This window comes from Streptantibioticus ferralitis (genome assembly GCF_029223525.1).
GTDB lineage: Bacteria > Actinomycetota > Actinomycetes > Streptomycetales > Streptomycetaceae > Streptantibioticus_A > Streptantibioticus_A ferralitis.
Genome location: NZ_JARHTQ010000023.1, coordinates 19493 through 42573, shown reverse-complemented (window position 1 = coordinate 42573; position 23081 = coordinate 19493). Strand labels below are relative to the sequence as shown.

21 protein-coding genes and 3 tRNA genes are annotated in these 23081 nt (G+C 70.1%); 9 read left to right on the top strand and 15 right to left on the bottom strand.

All coding sequences use genetic code 11. From position 1 onward, the window contains the following. Positions 1-39 precede the first annotated feature (39 nt). The 6 genes from P2L57_RS28270 to P2L57_RS28245 form a co-directional block, all read right to left on the bottom strand. Positions 40-600 carry a TetR/AcrR family transcriptional regulator gene (locus P2L57_RS28270; RefSeq protein WP_275819078.1) on the bottom strand — a complete coding sequence of 187 codons (561 nt, stop codon included), beginning with the start codon at positions 598-600 and terminating at the stop codon, positions 40-42. A 104-nt stretch (positions 601-704) separates the two neighbouring features. Beyond that, entirely contained in the window at positions 705-1163 is a 459-nt protein-coding gene (locus P2L57_RS28265; protein WP_303656782.1) for a MaoC family dehydratase, read from the bottom strand. After that, on the bottom strand, positions 1141-1617 hold the full coding sequence (locus P2L57_RS28260; protein ID WP_275819074.1) for a MaoC family dehydratase N-terminal domain-containing protein: 477 nt from the start codon (positions 1615-1617) through the stop codon (positions 1141-1143). The genes P2L57_RS28265 and P2L57_RS28260 overlap by 23 nt, the downstream gene beginning before the upstream one ends. 121 nt (positions 1618-1738) lie before the next feature. Continuing rightward, entirely contained in the window at positions 1739-1903 is a 165-nt protein-coding gene (gene rpmG, locus P2L57_RS28255; RefSeq protein WP_004571794.1) for a 50S ribosomal protein L33, read from the bottom strand. A gap of 83 nt (positions 1904-1986) precedes the next feature. After that, positions 1987-2059 (bottom strand) — tRNA-Met (locus tag P2L57_RS28250). 49 nt (positions 2060-2108) lie between these two features. Beyond that, positions 2109-2181 (bottom strand) — tRNA-Thr (locus P2L57_RS28245). A gap of 324 nt (positions 2182-2505) precedes the next feature. Here P2L57_RS28245 and P2L57_RS28240 point away from each other — a divergent pair. The 4 genes from P2L57_RS28240 (at position 2506) to P2L57_RS28225 (ending at position 8907) form a co-directional block, all read left to right on the top strand. Next, positions 2506-3804, top strand: coding sequence for an amidohydrolase family protein (locus tag P2L57_RS28240; protein ID WP_275819072.1), 1299 nt, complete (start codon positions 2506-2508; stop codon positions 3802-3804). A gap of 68 nt (positions 3805-3872) precedes the next feature. Continuing rightward, the gene (locus tag P2L57_RS28235; RefSeq protein WP_275819070.1) at positions 3873-4535 is read left to right on the top strand and encodes an NAD(P)H-binding protein; all 663 of its coding nucleotides are present in this window, start codon (positions 3873-3875) and stop codon (positions 4533-4535) included. Positions 4536-4734: 199 nt separating this feature from the next. Further along, positions 4735-7131 carry an ArnT family glycosyltransferase gene (locus P2L57_RS28230; RefSeq protein ID WP_275819068.1) on the top strand — a complete coding sequence of 799 codons (2397 nt, stop codon included), beginning with the start codon at positions 4735-4737 and terminating at the stop codon, positions 7129-7131. 195 nt (positions 7132-7326) lie between these two features. Next, the gene (locus tag P2L57_RS28225; RefSeq protein WP_275819066.1) at positions 7327-8907 is read left to right on the top strand and encodes a protein kinase domain-containing protein; all 1581 of its coding nucleotides are present in this window, start codon (positions 7327-7329) and stop codon (positions 8905-8907) included. 80 nt (positions 8908-8987) lie between these two features. Here P2L57_RS28225 and P2L57_RS28220 read toward each other — a convergent pair whose 3' ends face one another. Next, on the bottom strand, positions 8988-10064 hold the full coding sequence (locus tag P2L57_RS28220; protein ID WP_443732081.1) for a S1 family peptidase: 1077 nt from the start codon (positions 10062-10064) through the stop codon (positions 8988-8990). 554 nt (positions 10065-10618) lie between these two features. On the opposite strand from P2L57_RS28220, the gene P2L57_RS28215 reads away from it, so the two are divergent. Beyond that, positions 10619-14656, top strand: a complete 4038-nt coding sequence (locus P2L57_RS28215) for an nSTAND1 domain-containing NTPase (protein ID WP_275819062.1) — start codon at positions 10619-10621, stop codon at positions 14654-14656. Between the two features lie 37 nt (positions 14657-14693). Here P2L57_RS28215 and P2L57_RS28210 read toward each other — a convergent pair whose 3' ends face one another. The 4 genes from P2L57_RS28210 to P2L57_RS28195 form a co-directional block, all read right to left on the bottom strand. Continuing rightward, complete coding sequence (locus P2L57_RS28210) at positions 14694-15149, bottom strand: hypothetical protein (protein ID WP_275819060.1); 456 nt, start codon at positions 15147-15149, stop codon at positions 14694-14696. A 178-nt stretch (positions 15150-15327) separates the two neighbouring features. After that, a complete protein-coding gene (locus tag P2L57_RS28205; protein ID WP_275819058.1) occupies positions 15328-16116 on the bottom strand; it encodes a GntR family transcriptional regulator in 789 nt (262 codons plus the stop codon). 146 nt (positions 16117-16262) lie between these two features. Next, entirely contained in the window at positions 16263-16403 is a 141-nt protein-coding gene (locus P2L57_RS28200) for a hypothetical protein (RefSeq protein WP_275819055.1), read from the bottom strand. Between the two features lie 170 nt (positions 16404-16573). Continuing rightward, positions 16574-17752 carry a helix-turn-helix domain-containing protein gene (locus tag P2L57_RS28195; RefSeq protein WP_275819053.1) on the bottom strand — a complete coding sequence of 393 codons (1179 nt, stop codon included), beginning with the start codon at positions 17750-17752 and terminating at the stop codon, positions 16574-16576. A 144-nt stretch (positions 17753-17896) separates the two neighbouring features. Here P2L57_RS28195 and P2L57_RS28190 point away from each other — a divergent pair, with 144 nt between their 5' ends. The 3 genes from P2L57_RS28190 to P2L57_RS28180 all read left to right on the top strand — a co-directional run bounded on the left by P2L57_RS28190 (position 17897) and on the right by P2L57_RS28180 (position 19870). Beyond that, positions 17897-18106, top strand: coding sequence for a hypothetical protein (locus tag P2L57_RS28190; protein WP_275819051.1), 210 nt, complete (start codon positions 17897-17899; stop codon positions 18104-18106). A gap of 631 nt (positions 18107-18737) precedes the next feature. Continuing rightward, complete coding sequence (locus tag P2L57_RS28185; protein WP_275819049.1) at positions 18738-18914, top strand: hypothetical protein; 177 nt, start codon at positions 18738-18740, stop codon at positions 18912-18914. 101 nt (positions 18915-19015) lie between these two features. Then, positions 19016-19870: an aKG-HExxH-type peptide beta-hydroxylase gene (locus P2L57_RS28180; protein ID WP_275819262.1), complete on the top strand. Its 855-nt coding sequence runs from the start codon at positions 19016-19018 to the stop codon at positions 19868-19870. 9 nt (positions 19871-19879) lie between these two features. On the opposite strand, the gene P2L57_RS28175 is transcribed toward P2L57_RS28180, so the two are convergent. Beyond that, entirely contained in the window at positions 19880-20563 is a 684-nt protein-coding gene (locus tag P2L57_RS28175; protein ID WP_275819046.1) for a pentapeptide repeat-containing protein, read from the bottom strand. Between the two features lie 365 nt (positions 20564-20928). Continuing rightward, positions 20929-21011 (bottom strand) — tRNA-Tyr (locus P2L57_RS28170). 230 nt (positions 21012-21241) lie between these two features. Here P2L57_RS28170 and P2L57_RS28165 point away from each other — a divergent pair. Then, positions 21242-21730: a YajQ family cyclic di-GMP-binding protein gene (locus P2L57_RS28165; RefSeq protein ID WP_275819044.1), complete on the top strand. Its 489-nt coding sequence runs from the start codon at positions 21242-21244 to the stop codon at positions 21728-21730. 100 nt (positions 21731-21830) lie between these two features. On the opposite strand, the gene P2L57_RS28160 is transcribed toward P2L57_RS28165, so the two are convergent. Together P2L57_RS28160 and htpX are read right to left on the bottom strand one after the other, a co-directional pair. Next, positions 21831-22223: a YccF domain-containing protein gene (locus P2L57_RS28160; RefSeq protein WP_275819042.1), complete on the bottom strand. Its 393-nt coding sequence runs from the start codon at positions 22221-22223 to the stop codon at positions 21831-21833. Next, entirely contained in the window at positions 22220-23080 is an 861-nt protein-coding gene (gene htpX, locus P2L57_RS28155; protein ID WP_275819040.1) for a zinc metalloprotease HtpX, read from the bottom strand. Before htpX ends, P2L57_RS28160 begins: the two co-directional genes overlap by 4 nt. Between the last annotated feature and the right edge of the window lies 1 nt (position 23081).

Sequence of the window (23081 nt, the reverse complement as noted above, 5' to 3'; positions counted from 1 at the left end):
ACAAGAAAGCCCTCCCCGCAGGGAGGGCGCGGTTCGCCGTCAGCCGGCCCGCACAACGGGCTCAGCGGCAGCGACCTTGCACTCGTCGAGCTGCCCGTCCCAACAGCGATGATCGGCGGGCAGGCCGAGCGACACGAGCGTGTTGATGAGCATGCCGTGGCCGAAGCAGTGCGCCATCTGCGCGCCGGTCGCTCCGGCGCGGGCGCGGACCAGGTCCCACAGCGCGACCCAGCGCTGCTGGATGAACGCGGTCAGCTCCGGGTCCTCGCCGGATGCCGCGACCACGTACAACTGCATCTGCAGCAGCAGCACATCGCGGTCGCGGATGAGCTCGGCGTACACCTTGCCCGTCGCATCCAGTACGGCTTCCCCTTCGAGCCCCTCCGCCGCCCGCTCGAAGGCGGCCTCGATGCGCTCGAAGCACCGCTCCGCCGCGGCCCGGAACAGCGCCTGCTTTCCCGGGAAGAGACGGAACAGATACGGCTGCGAGACGCCCACCCGGCGGGCGATCGCCTCGGTCGAAGTGCCGTGGTAGCCGGTGCGCCCGAACTCGACGACGGCAGCACGGATGACGCTCTCACGCCGCTCCTGCGCCGACATCCTGATTCCTGAGCCCACCATACCCACTAAGTTAGTAATCAATAACTACCGCGTCAAGCGGACACGGGGGAGGGCCCAGCCCCTCCCCGCACCAGGCCCGCCGCTCAGGCGAGCCGCACCACGGCCCGCGACTGCCCCAGCACCTTCTGCCCCGCCGAGGTCACCGTCAGATCGACGCGCACGGTACGCGCCGCGTCGTCCAGCTTGGCCGCGACCTTGCCGGAGACCTCGATCAGCGCGCCCTTGTCATCGTTCGGCACCACGACCGGCTTGGTGAACCGCACGCCGTACTCGACCAGCGCACCCGGGTCGCCCACCCAGTCGGTGACCACCCGGACCGCCGACGCCATGGTGAACATGCCGTGCGCGATCACGTCCGGCAGCCCGACCTCCTTGGCGAACTTCTCGTTCCAGTGGATCGGGTTGAAGTCGCCGGACGCGCCCGCGTACTGCACCAGCGTCCCGCGCGTCACCGGGATGGTCAGCGGCGGCAGTTCGGTTCCGGCCTCGACCTCGTCGTAGTTCACCCTCGCGACCACGTCAGCCTCCCACCTTCGCCGCATCGGACTCCGCCTCGACCGCCCGCACGACCAGCATCATCAGCGACGTCACCACGTGCTCGCCGTCCGCGGCGTACACCTCGCCGCGCACCGTCAGGAAGTCGTTGCCCGCCATCGACTTGATCGCTTCGATGGTCACGGTCACCGAGAGCCGGTCGCCGGCCCGGACCGGGCGGGTGTAGGCGAACTTCTGGTCGCCGTGCACGACCCGGCTGAAGTCCAACCCGAGATCGGGGTCCTTGACCACCTGGGCGGCGGCCCGGTAAGTGAGCGCGAACGGGAAGGTCGGCGGCGCGATCACATCGGGGTGCCCGAGCGCCTTGGCCGCCTCGGGGTCGTGGTACGCCGGGTTGGCGTCGCCCACCGCGTCGGCGAACTCGCGGATCTTCTCCCGGCCCACCTCGTAGGACTCGGTGGGCGGGTACGTACGCCCGACGAAGGACGGGTCGAGCGGCATCGGCACCTCCAGTGCTCCGGTGTGCGGTCCGGCGTGGCCGGCGGCGCGAAATATACGGGACCGGCCCAACGCCGTAAGGCCGCCCCCCTGGGATGGGGGCGGCCTTACGGTGGTGTCTTGATCAGCGCGTCTCGCGGTGCGCGGTGTGCGCGTTGCAGCGCGGGCAGTGCTTCTTCATCTCAAGACGGTCCGGGTCGTTACGCCGGTTCTTCTTGGTGATGTAGTTCCGCTCCTTGCACTCCACGCAGGCCAGCGTGATCTTCGGGCGGACGTCGGTGGCAGCCACGTGAGTGCTCCTTGACGGACAGACGGATGAACGCAGCAAGAGTAGCCGATTGAAGGACCGATCCCACAATCGGCTACACGGAGTAGCGGCGACCGGACTTGAACCGGTGACACAGCGATTATGAGCCGCTTGCTCTACCGACTGAGCTACGCCGCTGTGATGATCGGTTCCCCTCGCCCGAAGGCGAGGAAAACCATCACATCAGAGCCCCAATACGGAATCGAACCGTAGACCTTCTCCTTACCATGGAGACGCTCTGCCGACTGAGCTATTGGGGCGAGCGAGGAAGACATTACACGCTCCGCCGCCATACGTGAAATCCGTATCGAGCCCGCACAACCCGCCGTCCGCCTGCCCGTCCCCGCCCCGTCACCGACGTCCCGCGAGCACACGGACGCCCCACGGGTGAACGGCGTCCGCACCCCGCTCACCAGCGCCGTACCCGTACGCACCTCGTATGTGTACGACAGCGCCGGTACGACTATTCCTCTCCTGCGCGATCGGTCGCGCCCCGGACCATAGGCTCATGCTGCGCGATCTTGCGCAGTTACTCCGCGTGATCTTGCGTACCGACCCGCCGCCGCCCCGGACCGAGGAGCGCGATGACCGAAAGCGTGCCGTCGCAGCCACACCAACCCCAGCACCAGGGAAGGCCGGACCTCGGCGACGCTCCGGTGGACGTCGCCCCCGCACTGCTGCTGAGCGGCGCCCGGCTGGGCGACGGGCGGGTGGTGGACGTACGGCTGAGCGGCGGCCGGATCGAGGCCGTCGGTACCGCGGGCAGCCTGGCCGCGCCCGACACCTCCGGCGGGGCCAGGGTCGACCTCGCCGGCTATCTGCTGCTCCCCGCCCCGGCCGAACCGCACGCACATCTGGACTCGGCCCTCACCGCCGACTGCCCGGGGCCGCCGAGCGAGGCACTCGAGGACGTACAGCGCCGGGTCACCGAGGCCGCGCTGCTGCAACTCGGCCATGGCGCCACCGCGCTGCGCACCCATGTACGGATCGGCGATCTGCGCGGGCTGGGCGCCCTGGAGGCGGTCCTGGCGGCCCGGCGCTCGCTGCGCGGCCTGGTGGAGCTCACCGCGGTGGCGATGCCCCGGGTGCTGACCGGCGCGGCGGGCGCGGACGGGCTCGCGGTGCTGCGGGACGCGGTGAAGACCGGCGCGGCCGTGGTCGGCGGCTGCCCGGACCTGGACCCGGATCCGACCGGATACGTGGAGGCGGTGCTCGGGGTCGCCGCCGAGTTCGGCTGTCCGGTCGATCTGCACACCGAGGGCGGCGATCCGGCCCGGCTGGCCCGACTGGCGGCGATGGCGGGCGGGCTGCGGCCCGGGGTGACCATCGGACCGTGCACCGGGCTCGCCGGACTGCCCCGCGAGGCGGCCGAGCGGGCCGCGGCCCGGCTCGCCGCCGCCGGGGTCGCGGTGGCCTGCCTGCCGCAGGGCGGTTGCGGGGCGCTCGGCGGCAGCGCGCCCGGCGGCTACGCGCCGGGGGTCGCGCACCTGTTGCGTACGGCGGGCGTGCGGGTCACGGCGGGCAGCGGGGCGTTGCGGGACGCGGCCAATCCGGTCGGCCGCGGCGATCCGCTGGAGTCCGCGTTCCTGCTCGCCTCGTACGGCGAGTGCGCGGCGCAGGCGGGGTACGACGCGGTGAGCGGGCGGGCGCGTGAGGTACTGGGGCTGCCCGAGGTACGGGTGGAGGCGGGGTTCCCGGCGGAGTTGCTGGCGGTGCGCGGGCAGCGGATCGACGCGGTGCTGTCGCTCGGGTACAGCAGGATCGTCATCCACCGGGGCCGGGTGGTCTCGCGCACCAGCGCCGTTCGCGAGTACGCGGACTGCGCGGCCACCGCGGCGCTCGACCTGCCCAGGCAGTCGCGCAGCGGCGGCGCCCCGGCCTGAACTGGGCCGCCGCGTACGGTTTTCCGCTCCGGCGGCGAGTGTCAGTGGCCCGGCGTACGGTCGGCAGTATGCGCATTGTGATCGCGGGTGGACACGGAAAGATCGCGCAGCGGTTGGAGCGGCTGCTGGCCGCGCGTGGGGACAGCGCGGCCGGGATCATCCGCAATCCCGACCAGGCCGAGGACCTGCGCGCGAACGGCGCCGATACGATCGTCTGCGACCTGGAGAAGGCCACGGTCGACGAGGTGGCCAACCATCTGCGCGGGGCCGACGCCGCGGTCTTCGCCGCGGGCGCCGGGCCGGGCAGCGGCGCGGCCCGCAAGCGGACCGTGGACCGCGCGGCGGCCGTGCTGTTCGCCGACGCGGCGGAGCGGGCCGGGGTACACCGCTTCCTGATCGTCTCCTCGATGGGCGCCACCGGCGAGCCGCCACCGGGCACCGACCCGGTCTTCGCCGAGTACCTGCGGGCCAAGGCGGCCGCGGACGACGACATACGGTCCCGGCCCGGCCTGGACTGGACGGTGCTGCGCCCGGGAACGCTCACCGACCAGCCGGGGACCGGCCATGTCACGCTCGCCGAGCGGACCGGACACGGCTCGGTGCCGAGGGACGACGTGGCGGCGGTGCTGGCCGCCCTGCTCAACGAACCGGGCACCGCGGGCCGGACCCTGGAGCTGATAGAGGGCCCGGTGCCGATCGACGAGGCCGTGAAGGCGGCGGCCGCACGCTGACCCGTTCCATGAATTCCCTGTGTGTGAGCTGTGCATATCCTTGGCGCGCCCAAACGCCCGGCGCGGGTAATGAACGGCACCGCGCCGATTAAAGAAAGGACCGGGTCCGTTAAAGGCTTGCCCTGGGGCTGATGAGAAGTTCCTTGAACGAGCCCGCTTTGGTATGGGGGGCCCTCGCGGGTGACGAAGACTGCGGCGCATGGCTACAACAGTCCTCGACCCGACCGTCCCCACCGCCGCGGCCCGGCGCGCGCCCTGGAGATCGCCGGTGGACCAACCCGCGTACGCGCGGCCGGCCCTGCTGGTCATCACCGTGCTCGCCGCCGTGCTCTACGCGTGGGGGATCGATCACAGCCAGTACCACACGTTCTACGCGAACGCCGCACGCAGCATGACCGAGAGCTGGAAGGCGTTCTTCTACGGTTCCTTCGACCCAGCGAATTCCATCACACTGGATAAATTGCCGGGCTTCCTGTGGCCGCAAGCGATTTCGGCCCGCATCTTCGGATTTCACCCCTGGGCGCTGACTCTTCCTCAGGTAATTGAGGGAGTGGCGAGCCTCCTGGTCCTTTACCGGGTGGTCCGCCGCTGGGCGGGGGTCAACGCGGCGCTGATCGCCGGCGCGGCGTTCCTGCTGACGCCGGTCGCGGTGGGCCTGTTCCGTACCGCGGTGGAGGACCCGCTGTTCACGCTCTGCGTGCTGCTCGCGGCGGAGGCCACCCAGCGCGCCGCGGAGTCGGGCCGGTTGCGCCCGCTGGTGATGGCGGGGGTCTGGGTCGGCATCGGCTTCCAGTCCAAGATGCTGGAGGCGTGGGCGGTGCTGCCCGCCCTCGCGCTGGTCTATCTGATCTCGGCGCCGATCACGCTGCGCAAGCGGCTGGCGCACATCGGGCTCTCCGCGGTGGTGATGGCCGCCGTCTCCGCCTCCTGGATGCTCGCCGTCACGCTCACCCCGGCCAAGGACCGGCCCTACGTGGACGGCACCACGAACAACTCCGCGTTCAGCATGGTCGTCGGCTACAACTTCCTGAACCGCTTCTCGTCGCTGGGCATCAGCGCCGCCGCCACCGGAAGCATCAGCGCCACACAGGGCGGCGGAGGCCATGGCGGCGGCCAGCACTCCGCGTCCGACGCCCCCGGCGCGGGCCAGAACGCGGGCGGCGGGTCCGGTGCGACCGCGCCCGGCCTGGCCGGTCCGGGCGCATCCGGCACCGGCCAGCACACGGACACCGGCAAGCACGCGGGCGCGGGCCACTACGGCTCCGGAGCCCACCACCGCCAGGGCGGCACGGACGGCGCGCAGAGCGGCTACGGCGGTGCCTACGGCTCCGCGCAGCAGGCCGCCGGGCAGCAGTCGGCCGCCGGGCACGGGAGCCAGCAGGCCCGCGCAGGCGGCGGCTGGGGCGGCGGCGACCAGAACGGCTGGTCGAAGATGTTCGGCTCGTCGCTGGCCTCGCAGACCGGCTGGCTCTACCCGCTTGCCGCCATCGCCATCGTCTGCGGCCTGCTGTGGCGCCGGGGCAAGCCGCGTACGGACAGGATCCGGATCGGGTTCGTCCTGTGGGGCACCTGGCTGACCACGTACTTCCTGGTGTTCAGCGCGGGCAGTGTCGGCGGCCACACCTACTACATGGGCGTCATCGCGGTGCCGCTCGCGGCGCTGGCCGGGGGCGGGATCACCCTGTTGTGGCGCGCGTACCGCGCCGGTGGCCGTCGGGCGTGGGTGCTGCCCGGCGCGGTCGCGGCGACGGCCGCGTGGGGTGCGTACATCGCCAGTCAGTTCCCGACCTTCCTGCCCTGGCTGGCGCCCGCGGTGGGGGTGCTCGGGGTGGCCGCCGTCGTAGTGCTGGCGCTGGCCCACCCCGGCCGCGCCCGGTCCGGCGGACGGCTCGCCCTCGCGGGGCTGGCCGCGTCGCTGGCCGCGGTGCTGATCGCGCCGAGTGCCTGGGCGATGCAGGTCTTCAACCCGTCGTACGGCAGCTCCGGTATGGGCGCGGTCGGTCCGTCCGGTACGAACCGCGGCGGCGGCCACGGCCAGCCGAAGCTGACGGCCGGCCGGACGGGTCAACTGCCGGGCGGGGGCGCGGCGGGCGGCGCACATGGCAAGGGCGGCACGCGCGGCGGCGGCATGGGCGGCTTCGGAGACGGCCAACTGACCTCGGACCAGCAGAAGTTGCTGGCCTACACGACCGCGCACCAGGGCTCGGCGCAGTACGTGTTCGCCACCACCAGCTGGAACAACGCGTCGCCGTACATCCTCGCCAAGGGCGTTGACGTACTCCCGCTGGGCGGCTTCACCGGGCAGGTCCCGTTCCCCACCACGACCCAGTTCCAGCAGCTGGTGAACTCCGGCAAGCTGCGGTACGTGCTGCTGGGCGGCGGCCGGGGCATCGGCGCCATGTTCGGCAACGGCGACGCCGCAGCGACAAGCACCACCCGGATAACCAACTGGGTCAAGTCCGCCTGCACCTCCGTACCGGCCTCGGCCTACGGCGGCACGCAGTCCTCCGCGTCCGCGACCACCGGCTTCCCCGGCCCCGGCGCGGAGGGGGCCGGCGCGGCGCAGACGCTCTACCAGTGCACCCCGCGCCGTTGACTCGGCCGTCCGCGGCCACCCACCGCCCCCGACCGCGGCTTCGCCGGTCGGGGGCGGTGCCGTCTTCGTACCGTCCACCGGACTGCCGCCGCCCCGATCGCGTCCGGTCCGCACCGGACCGGTGCCCGAGCCGCGGGTGCTGTTCGAGGCGCAACGTAAGCTTCGTGCAAAGCGGCCGGTTCGAGGAGGGGCGAAGTGGGGCGGGACGCGATGCTCGGCGATCGCTACGAGCTCGTCGAGCGGCTGGGGCACGGGGGCATGGGCTCGGTCCACCGTGCGGTGGACCACCGGCTGCGACGCACGGTGGCCATCAAGCTGATGTCCGCGGAGCTGGCGCACCATGCCGAGTCGCGCGCCCGGTTCCAGCGCGAGGCGCACGCGGTGGCGGCGCTGAACCATCCGGCGGTGGCCACCATCCACGACGTCGGAGAGGAACCGGACGCGGAGGGCCCACGGCCGTTCCTGGTCATGGAGTACGTGGCGGGCAGCACGCTGGCCGAGGCGCTGCGCGACGGCCCGCTCCCGGTCACCCGGGCGATCACCCTGGCGTGCGAGGTGCTGGACGCCTTGCAGCACAGCCATCAGCACGGGATCGTGCACCGGGACATCAAGCCGTCGAACATCATGCTCACCGGTCCGACGGCGGTGAAGGTCCTCGACTTCGGCATCGCCAAGGCGCTCACCGAAGCCGCCACCCGGCTCACCGGCAGTGGAGCCGCTCCCGGCACACCCGCCTACCTCTCGCCCGAGCAGATCAGCGGGACGGAGATCGATCACCGGGCGGATCTGTACGCCATGGGGTGCCTGCTGTACGAACTGCTCACCGGGGCACCGCCGTTCCGGGCGGACTCGCCGTTCGCCGTGATGCACCAGCATGTGTTCGCCGAGCCGGTACCCGTTTCGCAGGTGCGCGCCGAAATACCTCCCGCGGTGGAAGCGGTGATCACCCGCGCGCTGTGCAAGGACCCGGCGGACCGTTTCGCCGATGCGGCGGCCATGCGCGCCGCGCTGGCCGACACCCTCACCGCGGCACCCGTACCTGCAACGGCCGCGCCGCCGCAGCCCGCCCCGGCCGCCTCGGACGCCTTGGACGCCTCGGACGCCCCGGCCGCCTCGGCAGTCCAGGCTCCCCCGGCCGCTGAGGCCGTCCCGGCTGCCTCGGCCGAGGTGCGACCCCGGGCCGCCGCTGCCGGACACCGCCTCAGGGCGGCTCTACGCCCCTCCACCGCGGCGGCGTTGGCGCTGGCGGGGTGTGTGCTGTCCTTCCTGTGCGCCCGCGGCGCGGCTGTGCAAACCGACCATTTCGGTCAAGTCGCCATCTTCGCCGGGCTGTTGGGCCTGGTCACGCTGCCGGTGTCTCCCCGGCTCTCCTGCGTCGTCGCCTGGGGACCGGTGGCGGAGGCGGTCTCGGTCAACTCCGAACTACGGCGTGCGAACACCGGGTGGGACAGTTCGTACGTCAGCATCGCCCTGATGCTCGCGATGGCCGCCGCCGTCTGCTTCGTCAGCGCGGCCCGCAACCGCGACGGCGGCCCCTTCGCGGTGGTCGCCTTCTGGTTCAGCGCTACCGCGGCCACCTGGTACTTCCTCGACGACCTGCACAAACTGGCCGTCTTCTACCTGCTGCTGGCGGCGGTGACCAGCGCCGCGGGCGTCCAGGAACTCACCGGTTGGTACCGCCGCCGCACGGCGGACCGGCGTGCGGACGGCGGTTGGCGCACCGCGCCACCCGATCCGGCGGCTCGCCTACCGCACCGGACACCGGCCGGCGGGTAGCCGGGCGCACCCGGCCGCCTTCGATCGCGCCGCGCGGGCCGGCGGGCCGCAGCCGTGGCTCACCAGGCCCGCACGCGGCGTCAGCCGCCGATCTGCGCCCCGTAGGCCTGAAGGGCCTGCGGCACCGGCTGGAAGAAGGTCTGGCCGCCCATGAAGCAGTCGCCGCTGCCGCCCGAAGTAAGGCCCAGTGCGGTGGCTCCGTCGAAGAGCGGACCGCCGGAGTCACCGGGCTCGGCGCACACGTCGGTCTGGATCATGCCGTCGACACTGCCCTCCGAGTAGTTGACCGTGGCGTTCAGGCCGGTGACATGGCCGGAGTGCACACCGGTGGTGGAGCCGCTGCGCTGGACCGCCTCTCCGGTGATCGCGTCGGCGGCCGCGGTGATGGGCCGCGTCCCGGCCCCGTAGAGGTCCACCGCGCTGGGGTGGGGCACGTTGGCGGTGTACTGCACCAACGCGTAGTCGTGGGCGGGGAAGGTCGCTGCCGCGGTGGTCGCGATCTGCTCGCCGCCCTGGACGTCGGACCAACTGGTGACGGCGTTGCCGCAGTGTCCGGCGGTCAGGAAGTACGGTTGGCCGCCCTTGAGGACGTTGAACCCGAGCGAGCAGCGCGCGGAGCTGCCCCAGATGGCGTCGCCACCCGCGATCAGCGGTCTGAACTCCGCCGCGGTTCTGCGCACCGTCACCCCGTCGCCGAGTGATCTGGCGATCTCGGTGAGCTTCACCAGGTTCTCGTCCGAGACCGTGCGGTCGGCGGTCACCACCAGCTGGTTGACTCTCGGATCCTCGACCCACGCGGTGCCGGGGATGGCGGCCCGGGTGCTCAGCGCCTTGCGGTCCGCGTCCAGGCGGGCTTGAGAATTGTGTACCAGTTTCGGTTCGGCACCGGCGCCGCGCACGGTGTTCGCGGAGCCGTTGTCGAGGACGTTGACCACGAGCCGCCTCGTCTGGGCGTCGTAGTACGAACCGGCGGCGGCGCCCTTCAGCTTCGCGGAGAGCGCCGAGGCCAGATGGGCGGCCTCGGCTGCGGAGACGGGGTTGGGGGCCCGGGTGGGTGAGGCGCTGGCGGGCTGCGGAGCGAGCGTCGCGGCCATCAGGGCGGTGGCGGCCGCGCCGAACAGGGCTGCGCGCCGCACGGGCATCCGACGGTTCTTCAACTCAGGACCTCCAGATGGGGGGTGGGCCTGACAACGACGCCGACCAGGACCGGTGCGCGCATAACGCCACACATCCGGTGAAAGGCCGTGTCCGTGCTCAGAGTCTCTGCCGTCGAGATCTCCCCGCCACCCGCCGCCGGCACATCAGGAACCGACCACGTTCACCCGTACGTGGCTGAACCCGCTCCCGTGCCACGCCGGATCAACTCCGCCGGTTGCCAGTCCGCCAGAGCGCCGTCGCCCGCACGGGGCCGCCCACCGCGGAACCCATGAATCGCAGTGGGCGGCATCTCCACATCTCCCCGACCGGTCACACGCCGTTCGACACCGGTCCCTCCCCTCGCGGGGACCGGGGCCGAACGACGTAGTCGGGTTCTCGCCGCGCGCCATGGGCCGTTCGGCCCGGCCGCGCCCCGTTACGCCGTTGCGCCGTGATCCTGCCAGCAAAGTCCCGTGCCGCAGAGGCCTCGCCATCCGCCGGACGGCATAGCCGCAGGTCACTGGAGTAGAGTCGGTTTTCCGGTCCGGACGTCCGGCAGCGCGGAAGGTGACGGGTGGAAAGCTTTGGTCCCGGTTCGGAACCACGCACGGCCTTCGCGGAACAGCTCGCGCTGCTGTACAAGGAGGCCGGAAACCCACCGTTGAAGCGGGTGGCGGAGGCGGTCGGCCGGCTTCAGCGGATCGACGAACGAGGGCGGCCCGTCCAGGTGTCCGCCCAGCGGATCAGCGACTGGCGGCGGGCCAGGAACGTGCCCGCCCAGTTCGCCGCCCTGGCGGCCGTGCTGCAGGTCCTCATACCGATGGCCCGGCGCGAGCGGCCCACGTCCGTCAGCGCGGGCCTGTACGACCTGGCCCAGTGGCAGAGCCTGTGGGAGCTGGCGGTTGCCAACCCGGTCGGCGACCGCGCCGCGACGGTCACCGCCGAGGAAGACCGCACCCCCGCCCAACTGCCGCCCGACGTGAGCGTTTGCCCGTACCGGGGACTCGCCTCGTTCCGCGAGGAGGACGCGAGGTGGTTCTTCGGCCGGGAACGCAGCACGGACTCCTTCGTGACGCAGTTGCGCGCGTCCCGGGAAACCGGCGGCCTGGTGATGCTCGTGGGCGCGTCCGGAGCCGGAAAGTCCTCCCTGCTGAAGGCCGGGCTGATCCCGGCGTTGCACAACGGAGCGCTGAACGACGAGGGTCACGCGACGGGTCCGGTGCTGCTGATGGTGCCGGGCGGCGACCCCGTGGCGGAGTTGACCGGCCGGATCCCGGACCTGGCCGACGCCGTGGCGACCCTGCGGCAATCGCAGGCGGCGGAGCCGGACACCGCGCGGTTCGCACACCGGGTGAAGGAGTCGGTCACGGCGTGGGCGCGGCGCGAGACGTCTTCGGGGTCCCGACCGGTCCTCATCGTGGATCAGTTCGAGGAAACGTTCACTCTCTGCCGTGACGAGCCGAGCAGGCAGACGTTCATCCAACTGCTCCATGCGGCGTGTTCGCCGGAACATCCCGACGAGATCGCCCCCGTGCTGGTCGTCCTGGGGATACGCGCCGACTTCTACGAACGGTGTCTCGGCTATCCGGAGCTGGCCGACGCGTTGCAGCACCGGCACATGGTGCTCGGGCCGCTGACCACCGCGGAGCTACGGGAAGCGGTGACCGGCCCGGCCAAGGCCGTCGGACTGGAGTTGGAGCCCGGGCTGGCCGAGCTGATCGTCAGGGAGGTGAGCGCTGACGGACGGGTGCGGTTCGAAGGGCCCCGAGGCGCGCACGACGCCGGGGTGCTGCCGCTTCTCTCGCACGCCCTGCTCGCCACCTGGCAGCGGCGCAAGGCAGGCAGGCTGACGCTGTCCGGTTACCGCGCCGCCGGCGGGATCCAGGGAGCCGTGGCGGCGACCGCCGAGCGGGCCTGGTCCGGGCTCGATCCGGCCGGACGCACCGCGGCGAGGCTGCTGCTGCTCAGGCTGGTCCGGCTGGGCGAGGACACCCAGGCCACCCGCCGGCGGGGCACCCGGCGCCAACTGGCCGCCGAGTCAAGCGATCCCGGCAAGACGGACGAATCCCTCGAAGCTCTGGTCCGCGCCCGGTTGGTCACGTTGGACGCGGAATCGGTGGAGATCACCCATGAGGCGCTGCTGCACGCCTGGCCGCGGCTGCGCGACTGGCTCGACGAGGACCGCAACGGCAATCTGCTGCGGCAGCAGTTGGAAGAGGACAGCAGGGCCTGGGACGGCTCCGGCCGCGACGCGTCGTTGCTGTACCGGGGCAGCCGTCTGGACGCGGCCCACAACTGGGCGGAATCCGTCGGGGGCTCCTTCCTGACCCGCGGGGTGGCGGAGTTCCTGGCCGCTTCCGCCCGACTGCGCAGGCGGACCGTGTGGCTCGCCCGGGCCGCGGTGTCAGCGCTGGTGGTCTTCGCGGTGCTCGCCGTCGTGTCGGCGGTGATCGCGGGCCAGCAGCGGGACGAGGCCGTGTTCGGGCAGGTCGTCGCCGAAGCCGATCGTGTGCAGTACACGGATCCATCGCTGTCGGCCCAACTCGACATGGTGGCGCACCGGCTGAGGCCCGACGACGAGAGCGTCAACAACCGCCTGATATCAACCGAGAGCGCGCCCCTGGCGACGCCACTCGTCGGCCACACCGGCGCCGTGTACCTCACCTCGTTCAGCCCCGACGGACGCACCCTGGCCACCGCCAGCTACGACCGGACCGTCCGGCTGTGGGACGTGACGGACCCCGGCCGACCCATACCGCTGGGCAAGCCGCTCACCGGGCACAGCAGTTGGGTGAGCTCCTCGGTCTTCAGCCCGAACGGCCGCACCCTGGCCAGCGCTTCGGACGACGGGACCATCCGGCTGTGGGACGTGACGGACCCCGGCCACCCGCTGTCACCGGGGGCGCCGCTGACCGCACACGGCGGCACCATCTACCTCGTCGCGTTCAGCCCGGACGGCCACACCCTGGCGGCCGCCCAGGAAGACCACACCGTCCGCCTGTGGGACGTCCGCGATCCACGGCGACCGCAGTCGCTCGGCGCGCTGACCGGGCACACCGCGGCCGTCCGCTCCGTTGCGTTCAGCCCGGACGGGCGAACCCTCGCGGCGGGTGGTGACGACAACACGATCATGCTGTGGAACGTCGCGGACCCGGCTCACCCGGAGCCGCTGGGCGAACCACTGGCCGGCCACACCCACACGGTGCACTCCGTGGCCTTCAGCCCCAGTGGCCAGACCCTCGCCAGCGGCAGCGCGGACGACACCATCCGGCTGTGGAACGTGGCCACCCCGAGTCACGCGACGCCGATCGGCGCACCGCTCATCGGCCACACCGGTCCCGTGTGGTCGGTGGCCTTCAGCCCCGACGGAGCGATGCTCGCCGCCGGGAGCGCGGACAGCACGGCCAGCCTTTGGAACGTCAGCCATCCGGCCGACGCGGCAGAGGTCGGCCAGCCGCTCGCGGGCAGCAGCGGTGAGGTCTATGCCGTGGGCTTCCGCCCCGACGGGCACACGCTCGCCACCGGAAGCGGTGACAGCAAGGTCCGGCTGTGGTCGATACCGACGTCCGACGTGCTCGGTGAGCTCGGCGCGTTCCGCCCCGACGGGCGCGTTCTGGCGACGACCGCGAGGGACAACACCGTCCAGCTGTGGGACGTGACCCGGCCGTCCGTACCCGCACCGCTCGGCAGGCCGTTCCCGGCCGGGGTGCCCGGCCCGCGGGAGTGGCCGTTGCTGTTCTCACCCGACGGCCGCACGCTCGCGATACGGACCGGAAGCAACACGATCCGGCTGTGGAACGTCACCGACCCGACCCGCCCCGCCCCCTACGGGCCGCCACTCACGCTGCAAACCCGCTACGCGGGCTCGTACGCGATGGCCTTCAGCCCCGACGGGCGCGTTCTGGCGACCGGGCACGACGACCGCACGATCCAGTTGTGGAACATCGCCGACCCGGCCCACCCGGCACCACTCGGCGCACCGCTCACCGGTCACACGGGGTACATCGACGTCCTGGTCTTCAGCCCGGACGGCCGCACCCTGGCCAGCGGCAGCTCCGACGACACCATCCGGCTGTGGAACGTCACCCAGCCGCAACGGGCCACCCCGCTCGGCGCACCGCTCACCGGTCACACGGGCTCGGTCGACACGCTCGCGTACAGCCCGGACGGCCACACGCTGGCCAGCGGCAGTTCCGACGACACCATCCGGCTGTGGGACGTCACCCAGCCGCAACGGGCGACCCCGCTGGGCAGCCCGCTCACCGGCCGCACCGAATCGGTGGCGTCGCTGACGTACAGTCCGGACGGCCGCACGCTGGCCAGCGGAGGCAACGATGACACGGTCCAGCTCTGGAACGTCTCGCATCCGTCCGAGGCCGGGGCCATCGGCCAGTCGATCAGCCCCAACGCCAAGATCGGCCATTTCCTGTCGTTCAGCCCCAAGGGCAATCTGCTCGGGGTGTCGAGCGGTGCCGACACCGTGCGGCTGTGGAACCTGGACATCGACCAGGCGACCAGTCACATCTGCTCGGTCACCGGGGGCGTCCTGACGCCGGAGGTATGGCACCAGTACCTGCCCAATCTGCAGTACGAGCCGCCATGCGGCCAGTGAGCGTCCTTCGCTACCGGTCCTCTGCTGCCTGTCGCCCCTACCGGTTGGCGACGGAAAGCCAGTGCGCGATTCGCCGTACGGACTCCTCGTCGAGGGCGTCGACGAGCCGAATGATCGCCGAGTCATCGGCGGGATCCAGCTCGGTCAGACCGGCCGCGGCCAGCGCGGCGGTAACCACCTGGTGCCGACGGTCCCGCAGCCGTTCCTCACGGGCGCTGCGCTGGGCCTGCGGCTGCGCGGGCGCGACGCGCGGCGCGGAGCTCCCCGACCGGGCACGGATGGTTTCCAGCTGCCGCCAGGCACGGCCGTCCTCGGAGGGGCCCCAGATCTCCACGTGTGGAGCCTGGCCGCGCGCCCGTACGGTCTGGATCATCGCGGCGACCGCGTGGTCCACCGGTTCCCGTGTGGTCGACTCCGCGGCGACCGTCCATCCGGATGCCGGCCGGTGGAAGGCCGCGATGAACCGCGGTTTCCCTTCGGGAGGTGCTGGCATTCGTGGTGCTGCTTCCATGAGTTCGCCCTCCAACCGGCAAATACGATGTCCCATCGAGCCCCCATCACTTACCTGACGAACCGTCAGATTGGAAGGGTCGCAGGCCCGTTGCGGCAGTACGACGAGCGGGCGCGCACCACGCCCGCGCCCGCGATCACGCAGTTCTGCCTGGTCACGGTCACCAGCCGGCCAGGGCCGTGGTGAAGACGAGTTCCGTACGGTCGCCGGGCAGCGTCACCTCGGTCACGTCCACCACCCGGCCCATGGTGTCGATGGACAGCTTTCGCAGCACCATGACCGAGACGCCGGCCGTGAGGCCGAGCTCCGCCGCCTCCTCGGCCGTCGGCGGGCGCGCGGTCACCTGCTCGACGACACGGTCGACCTCGATGCCGACGGTGCACAGCTGGCTGTGCGTACCGCCCGGCCACGGCTCGTTCGCCGCATCGAGCAGGTCCGGGTTGGCCGCCACCAGGTCGTACACGAGGTATGAGCGGGCGACGCCGAACGGCGCGTGCTCCTCGCGGCAGCGGGTGCGGTAGATCCGCTTGAGCACCCGGGTCCCGGTGGGCACCCCCAGCGCGGCGGCGAGCTCCCCGTCCGCCTTCGCCTCCCGGTATTCCACGCCGAAGACCAGGTCGGAGACGGTCAGCCCGGTGTCGTACTCCGTCGCTCCGGTTGCCTCGCGCTCCTCGCGCGGGGCACGGGCCCGGTCCTTCTCCCATTGGTGCCGGTCATTGGAGCGCAGCACCTTCCGGCGCGGCGCACGGACGAAGTCGCCTCGGCCGTGCCGCTCCTCGACCAGCCCCTCGGCCCGCAGCACACCGAGTGCCTGCCGGACCGTCGGCGGACTCACCCGGTACCGCTCCGCCAGCGCCGTCTTCGCGGGCAGGCGTTCTCCCGGCCCGAGCCGCCCCGCGCGGATCTCATCGCGCAGGGCGTCAGCGATCACTTCGTACCGCTTCGCCATGGCGCTCCGCCGTCCTCGGCCGCCACACCGCCCCCAGCAGGTGTCCTTCAGATGTGCTGATGACCTGCCGCCGAGCGGAACGGCCCAGGCCTGCGTTTCCACGGCTCAAGGGCCGTTTTCGGTGTGGTGGCGGCAGGATGGCCGGCTCACTCGAATCCGACGCCGCGCTCCTGCCGACCGCGGAAACCGCCGTCGGACGCCGCCTCGTTGCAGACGATGCGGCCGTCCTCCGCCACGGCGAGGGCCCCGGGACCGGCCCCGGCCTCGGGCCACCCGGCGGCTGTCACCGTCTCACGCGGGGTGATGACGGTGGTTCGCCTTGTGCTTGCGCCGCATGTGCCGCTTACGTGTGCGTTTGGACATAGCCAAGAGCCTCCGTCCCACCGTAATGGCCGGGAGCCGGGCCCGGGTCGAGCCCGATCTACCTCACACGTACCCGGGAGCCGCCCGCCTGTACCTAGGAGACCAGTCCGGAACGCTTGGCCATCCACATGAGATCAGGTCGGGTCCTCTGGTGGAGCACGAATAGGACCCTGAGCACTTCCCGGCTCATCGGGTGGATCTCTGTCATCTGTGGAGCTACGGCGAAAGCCGCTTTCAGCGCCTCCTCGGCCCCGGTCAAGTCCTTGACGGCCAGGCGGGCTCGGGCAACGTCGATGTAAAGCCGACCGATACGGTTCGGCTTGAGTCCCGCTGGCGCTTCAGTGATCAGAGGGGCGGACATCTGGGCAGCTTTGTCCGGCTTGCCCAGCTCGACGTGGGCCGCCAGCTCGTACAGGGCCGTGTTTCCGGCCCCGAAAGTCAGGTTGTGCTGAAGTACGTCTCTGGTCATTTGGTCCGCCAGGATCCGGGCACGCCGGAGGTGGTCTTCGGTGGCACGCGCGTCCTTGTTCCGAGAGGCCAGGACCACGCCCCGGAGGTGGAGAGAACCCAGAGGGACGAGCTTGGCTAGGCCCTCAGTCGGCGCTTGCTCGAACTTCACGATGGCCCGCTCAACGATCGCCAAGCCGTCTTCGTACTGCCCTGCGCTCTGATAGGTCCCGGCCTCGTTCCACGCTGCCGCAGCCTCGGCCTGCGGGTTCCAGGTCTGTTGTGCAGCCCAGACTTGCCGGGACACGATCATGTCCGCAAGATCAGGCTGTCCAAGCCGGTGAGCAACGGCATAGGCGCACCCGTATACGTCCGCCACCTGCCCCCAAGCGGTTGCGTCCCCATCAGAGGCCATGGCGTCTGCGATGACCTCGCCCAGGAGCTTCGGCAGCACCCTCAGCAGCTCCAGGTACCGGGTCTCTGCCCGCAGCTCGGCCGCCTTACGAAGAGAGGCTGCCAGCGCATCCGGGGCAGGCTGGTTCTCTCGAGGCAGAGTGTTACGCCGCACCGCGCTCCGCAGCTCGTTGAGCAAGTCGGCCTGCTCGGACGGACCCATGAACGGCTGTCCGTAGATCCGGGCCGTAGTCACGTGCAGCGCCTTGGCGATGGCCGCTACTACCGGTGGGGTGGCGGGCCTGGTCCCCACCTCAATCTTGCTCAGGTAGGACAGCGAGATCCCTGCTTCCCGAGCAAGCTTGGCCTGGCCCATCCCCCGGGCCTTGCGCAGGACGGCGATGTTCTCGCCTGCGGCGGGTGTGCTCTCCATGACATCACTCTTCCATGGGAAGGGCCTCACTACCCGTCAACCAAGCTTTGAGTGACCTCAGTTGTGCAAGTGCTGTGTTAACTGATCTTGGTCTTCCGCAGTTGACTGATTACAGACAGCGAACCACCCCAAGGAGGGCCAGTGTTGCGAAAGGCATCAGACAACACGGAGACGGGCCTGAGCCACGGTCAGGTTGCGGCCGACAAGCTCAACGCCGCGTTGCGGGATGCGGGCTTCACCCTGCCCACGGTAAGGGGTGCGTACCCCGTCCTGGGCAAGGCGATGGTCAGTATGGGCAACGCGCCAGCCGACCTGGTGACCCGCCTCGCGGAGTGGCTTCAGGAGCGGGCATGAGTGCCGCGGTCCCCGACGTGTCCGACGGTCGCATGTCGATGCGCGTCTACTCGGTGAATCGTGCGGGGACGGTAAGCAAGATCAAGGCCCTTGTATCCACGGACGGGTGCCTAGATGCCGAAGTCGCAGCCAACCCCATAAGCTACCCGCTTTGCGAGTGCAAGCGGTGCCGCCGCTCACGACACGCAAACGTCTCGTGACTGAACGAATGACCAACGGGGCGACGCATTACCCCGCGACTGCTCGCCCCCTGCCTACCCAGCCTGGGGACGGACGCCAGTGGGTGACTGGCATGTGCTGGTTGTACTGCCGACGAAACGGCATCCCGGTCATCTGGTTAGGTCCAGTCCACTCCTCCGGCATGGCAGCGCCCCTGTTCGGCTGCGCGCAGTGCATTGCCGAACTTGATCACATGGTCTGGCGGTACGTCACGGCTAAAGACCGTGCCTAGTCCCCTGCCTCCCAGAGCGGATCTCATCGCGGCTCCCCCCGTGCGGAAGGGTCACCCTCCCGGAGGCAGGTCCAAGCCCCCGTCCCGGCCAAGCTGCCAACCCCGTGAAGAAGGGCAGGTCGATCGGCCGGGACCGGTCGCAAGTGCAGTGAACGTCTCATCCACTCAAGGAGGAGCACGATGAACCCGACGATGAACCCGCCAGCCGCGACGGCGGCCATGCCCCGCGACGTCCTCAGCACCCTCGTCGCGGCCGTCCAGGAGGACCCGCAAGGACTGCCGACCATCGTCCAGGCACGGGTGCAGCGGTCCCAGGAGGCCGACAACGTCTGCATGATGGGCGGCTGGACCGCCTGACCAGCGGCATGACGCGCTGATGTCCTGAGTGCGCCCGGAGCGGGCTTCCGTTCCGGGCGCACGCCGATACGTCACCGAAGGAGCGATCCCTCGTGCACCTCATGAACATCGGCCACACCTACGAGACCACCGCGAGGCTGGTCCGCGCAGTGACCGGCACATACCCGGATGCTGACGGCCTGCGCACGGCCTACCGGGAGACCGCCTCGAAGCTCCGCCCCATGCCGGTTGAGGGAGACGGGATTTCCATCTCGTACGAAGACGGAGCGTGGGCCAAGCACTGCATGGACAAGGGCATCTTCGAGCACATCTTCGCGGGCGCCTGTCACTCTGACGAGCCGACGCGAACGGGCTGGGACCGGCAGGCCATCGAAGCCCTGGATCACATCCACAGCCTCAGCCCCGACCTGCGCCGCATGGTCGATCTACTGGTCACCGACATCGTGTTCCGCAACAGTGGAGCAGACGGGGGCGGCTCCGCATCGCAGATCCCCGGCTTGGTGGTCACGAGCCCCGGCGAGGACTGGCAGGTGCCCCACCTCGCTGAGTGCCTGGTCCATGAGGCCATGCACCTCAACCTATTCGTCGCCGATATGGTGTACGGCACGTTCACCCTGCCGTCCCGCGAACTGGAGAGGGACGAGTACCGGGCACTGTCCGCCGTCAAGATCGGCCAGAAGAGGCCGCTCGACAAGGCATTCCACGCCGCGATCGTCACGGTTCCGCTGATGTACATGCAGCACTTCCGAGGCGTGAAGACCCTGGTGGACCTCTACGCCGAGTCGCTGCGGGACGCCTGCGCAGACCTCAAGAAGCAGCTCCCGCTCTTCACCGACTACGGTCAGATGCTCTTGGACGAGCTGTGCTGTTTCGCCGAGAGCATCGACTTTGATCACCTCGCCCAGACGATCTCCAGTCCGGAGTACGCGGGCTACAAGCCAGCCGTCGCCGTCTGACGCGGCTGACTACTCGAACAGGATTCCCGCTTCACGTGCCAGGCTCAGGGCCAGCTCCATCGACCCTGGGCCTTGCACTGTTGCGCCCCTGAGGCTCGCGGCTCCACCCACGTCAATGAGCGTGCAGCCATCGAATCGGACGACGCCCATGTCGGCGTTGGCGAATTGGGCCCCTGTGAGGTCGCAGTTCTCGAAGCGCACGTTGTGCATAGAGGCTCGCTGGAAGTCCGCCCCATGCATCTTGCAGTCGGTGAAGACGACGGAGTACAGCTTCGAGTCTCGGTACATTGCGGGGCCGCTGGGGCATGCCTGGAAGCGCACGTCGCGGAACATCGCTGATTTCCAGGAAGAGCCGGTGATGCGACTGCCGTTTACCTTGCACCGGATCAGGGACACATCGTGCATGCTCGCCTGAGCGAAGTCGCAGGTGTCGAATACCGAGTCGCTGATCTGGCTTCCTCGCAGTTCGATGCCGGTGAGGCGCGTGCCATCGAACTGGCACCCCTCGATCTCGACAGCTTCGGCGGCTACCCCCGCGAAGACGGTACCGCTGTACCTGACTCCCTTAATGATCGCGTCGTCTTCAAGATCATCCCTCGGCGTCTCAGCGGACCGCAGAGAGGGCAGCAGCTTCGGAGCAGTGGGGATCTTGATGCGTGCGACCCTGCCGCCTTGCCGAGTGACCTGAGCCATGCGGGAGCAATCCATTCGCCGGGTCTGGTGGAACGGGAAGCCACAGAGTCTAGGGCGAGGGCTGTCGCCCGCCGGGCGATTTCGGGCCTCGAAAGGATGCAGGCCAGTTAGACGAAGGCGCTGCCGTTCGGCTGGCTGTCCGAGAGCCGCCCGGGCCGTCCGCCTCCCCCGTGACGGCACCCGGGGCTTCCCCACATCACACGCCTGCCTCGCCAAGATCGAGAGAGGCAGGAAGCTCGGAGTTCACCGTGCCAGGAATGCGCCAGCCAGGACGGATGATCATGGCCACCAGCGGTCACCCACGGATCAGCAACGCAACGGCCCCCAGCCCGCGTTTCCGCAGGCCAGGGGCCGATTCTTCCATGTGGCGGCGGCAGGGTTCGAACCTGCGTAGGCGTAAGCCGACAGATTTACAGTCTGCTCCCTTTGGCCGCTCGGGCACACCGCCAGGAAAAGTGCTGCTCGGGCCCGCTCTCGCTGAGCTCCGTGGCAACGACGTAAACGATACCTGATGACGGGGGGTGGTCCGCCACCTGGTTGATCAGCGCCGCAGGGGGTGGCGGTGGCTACGCTTGCGGGTACGGCCCGGGCTCGCGGCGTGAGGTCCGCACCAGTGGTGTGCGCCCGCTCGTCCCCGGTCCGCTCCCCCGAGCATCCGACGCAAGGAGCCAACTGAACATGGCCGACTCCAGTTTCGACATCGTCTCGAAGGTCGAGCGGCAGGAGGTCGACAACGCCCTCAACCAGGCCGCCAAGGAGATCTCGCAACGCTACGACTTCAAGGGCGTAGACGCCTCGATCGCATGGTCGGGCGACAAGATCGAGATGCGCGCCAACGGCGAGGAGCGGGTCAAGGCGGTCCTCGACATCTTCCAGTCCAAGCTGGTCAAGCGCGGAATCTCGCTGAAGGCGCTGGACGCGGGCGAGCCGCAGGCCTCCGGCAAGGTGTACAAGATCACCGCCTCCCTGGAGGAGGGGATCTCGCAGGACAACGCCAAGAAGGTCGCGAAGATCATCCGCGATGAGGGCCCGAAGGGCGTCAAGGCGCAGGTCCAGGGCGACGAACTGCGCGTCAGCTCCAAGAGCCGCGATGACCTGCAGACCGTCATCGCGCTACTCAAGGGCAAGGACCTGGACTTCGCGCTGCAGTTCGTCAACTACCGCTGAGTCGACGACCGCTGAGTCGACGACCGCTGAGTCGACGACCGCTGAGTCGACGACCGCTGATCCGAACCCGAAGAGGCCTCACCGCGTTCGCGGTGGGGCCTCACCGCGCGGCGAACGGGCGGTCGGTGGGCACGATCTCCCGGCCGAGCGGTGTCAGGGAGATCGGGATCAGTTTGAAGTTGGCGATGCCCAGCGGGATTCCGATGATGGTGAGGCAGAGCGCGATGCCGGTGACGATATGGCCGATGGCCAGCCAGATTCCGGCGAGGATCAGCCACACCAGGTTGCCGAGGAACGAGCCGACGCCCGCGTCACGCCGTACCACCGTCGTTCGGCCGAAGGGCCACAGCGCGAATCCCGCGATGCGGAACGCGGCGATGCCCCAGGGGATCGTGATGATCAGGACGAACATCACGATTCCCGCCACCGCGTAGCCGATGGCCATCCAGATGCCGCACAGCAGCAGCCAGATGACGTTCAGGATGGTCTTCATCGGCGGCCTCCGGCCATTTCCTCCAGGCGGGCGATGCGCTCCGCCATCGGCGGGTGGGTGGAGAAGAGTTTGGACGCGTCCCCGGCACGGAACGGGTTGGCGATCATCATGTGGCTGGTCGTCTCCAGCCGCGGTTCCGGCGGCAGCGGCAGCTGCTGCGTACCGATCTCCAGCTTGCGCAACGCGGAGGCGAGGGCGAGCGGGTCGCCGGTGATGCGGGCGCCCGACGCGTCCGCCTCATACTCACGGGAGCGGCTGACGGCGAGCTGGATCAGCGAGGCCGCGAGCGGACCCAGGATCAGCATCAGGATCATGCCGATGATGCCGGGTCCCTCGTCGTCCTCGGAACGGCCGATCGGAATCAGCCAGGCGAAGTTCACCAGGAACATCACCACCGAGGCGAGGGCACCGGCGACCGACGAGATGAGGATGTCGCGGTTGTAGACATGGCTGAGCTCATGTCCGATGACGCCGCGCAGCTCGCGCTCGTCCAGGATCCGCAGGATGCCCTCGGTGCAGCAGACGGCGGCGTGGCGCGGATTGCGGCCGGTGGCGAAGGCGTTGGGGGCCTCGGTCGGGGAGATGTAGAGCCGGGGCATGGGCTGCCGCGCGGCCGTCGACAGCTCGCGGACGATGCGGTACAGGGCAGGGGCCTCGAACTCACTGACCGGGCGGGCCCGCATCGAGCGCAGGGCGAGCTTGTCGCTGTTCCAGTACGCGTACGCGTTGGTGCCCAGCGCGACGAGTACCGCGATGATCAGGCCCCCTCGCCCGAAGAAGCTGCCCACGATGATGATGAGCGCGGACAGTCCCCCGAGGAGTACGGCGGTCTTCAGCCCGTTGTGCCGGCGGTGCACG

Excerpts from the sequence above, each read along its gene's own strand:
- P2L57_RS28270 (WP_275819078.1), bottom strand. The coding sequence starts at position 600 with ATGTCGGCGCAGGAGCGGCGTGAGAGCGTCATCCGTGCTGCCGTCGTC.
- P2L57_RS28265 (WP_303656782.1), bottom strand. The coding sequence starts at position 1,163 with ATGCGGCGAAGGTGGGAGGCTGACGTGGTCGCGAGGGTGAACTACGAC.
- P2L57_RS28260 (WP_275819074.1), bottom strand. The coding sequence starts at position 1,617 with ATGCCGCTCGACCCGTCCTTCGTCGGGCGTACGTACCCGCCCACCGAG.
- P2L57_RS28240 (WP_275819072.1), top strand. The coding sequence starts at position 2,506 with ATGACCGAAAGCGTGCCGTCGCAGCCACACCAACCCCAGCACCAGGGA.
- P2L57_RS28235 (WP_275819070.1), top strand. The coding sequence starts at position 3,873 with ATGCGCATTGTGATCGCGGGTGGACACGGAAAGATCGCGCAGCGGTTG.
- P2L57_RS28230 (WP_275819068.1), top strand. The coding sequence starts at position 4,735 with ATGGCTACAACAGTCCTCGACCCGACCGTCCCCACCGCCGCGGCCCGG.
- P2L57_RS28210 (WP_275819060.1), bottom strand. The coding sequence starts at position 15,149 with ATGCCAGCACCTCCCGAAGGGAAACCGCGGTTCATCGCGGCCTTCCAC.
- P2L57_RS28205 (WP_275819058.1), bottom strand. The coding sequence starts at position 16,116 with ATGGCGAAGCGGTACGAAGTGATCGCTGACGCCCTGCGCGATGAGATC.
- P2L57_RS28195 (WP_275819053.1), bottom strand. The coding sequence starts at position 17,752 with ATGGAGAGCACACCCGCCGCAGGCGAGAACATCGCCGTCCTGCGCAAG.
- P2L57_RS28185 (WP_275819049.1), top strand. The coding sequence starts at position 18,738 with ATGAACCCGACGATGAACCCGCCAGCCGCGACGGCGGCCATGCCCCGC.
- P2L57_RS28180 (WP_275819262.1), top strand. The coding sequence starts at position 19,016 with ATGAACATCGGCCACACCTACGAGACCACCGCGAGGCTGGTCCGCGCA.
- P2L57_RS28175 (WP_275819046.1), bottom strand. The coding sequence starts at position 20,563 with ATGGCTCAGGTCACTCGGCAAGGCGGCAGGGTCGCACGCATCAAGATC.
- P2L57_RS28165 (WP_275819044.1), top strand. The coding sequence starts at position 21,242 with ATGGCCGACTCCAGTTTCGACATCGTCTCGAAGGTCGAGCGGCAGGAG.
- P2L57_RS28160 (WP_275819042.1), bottom strand. The coding sequence starts at position 22,223 with ATGAAGACCATCCTGAACGTCATCTGGCTGCTGCTGTGCGGCATCTGG.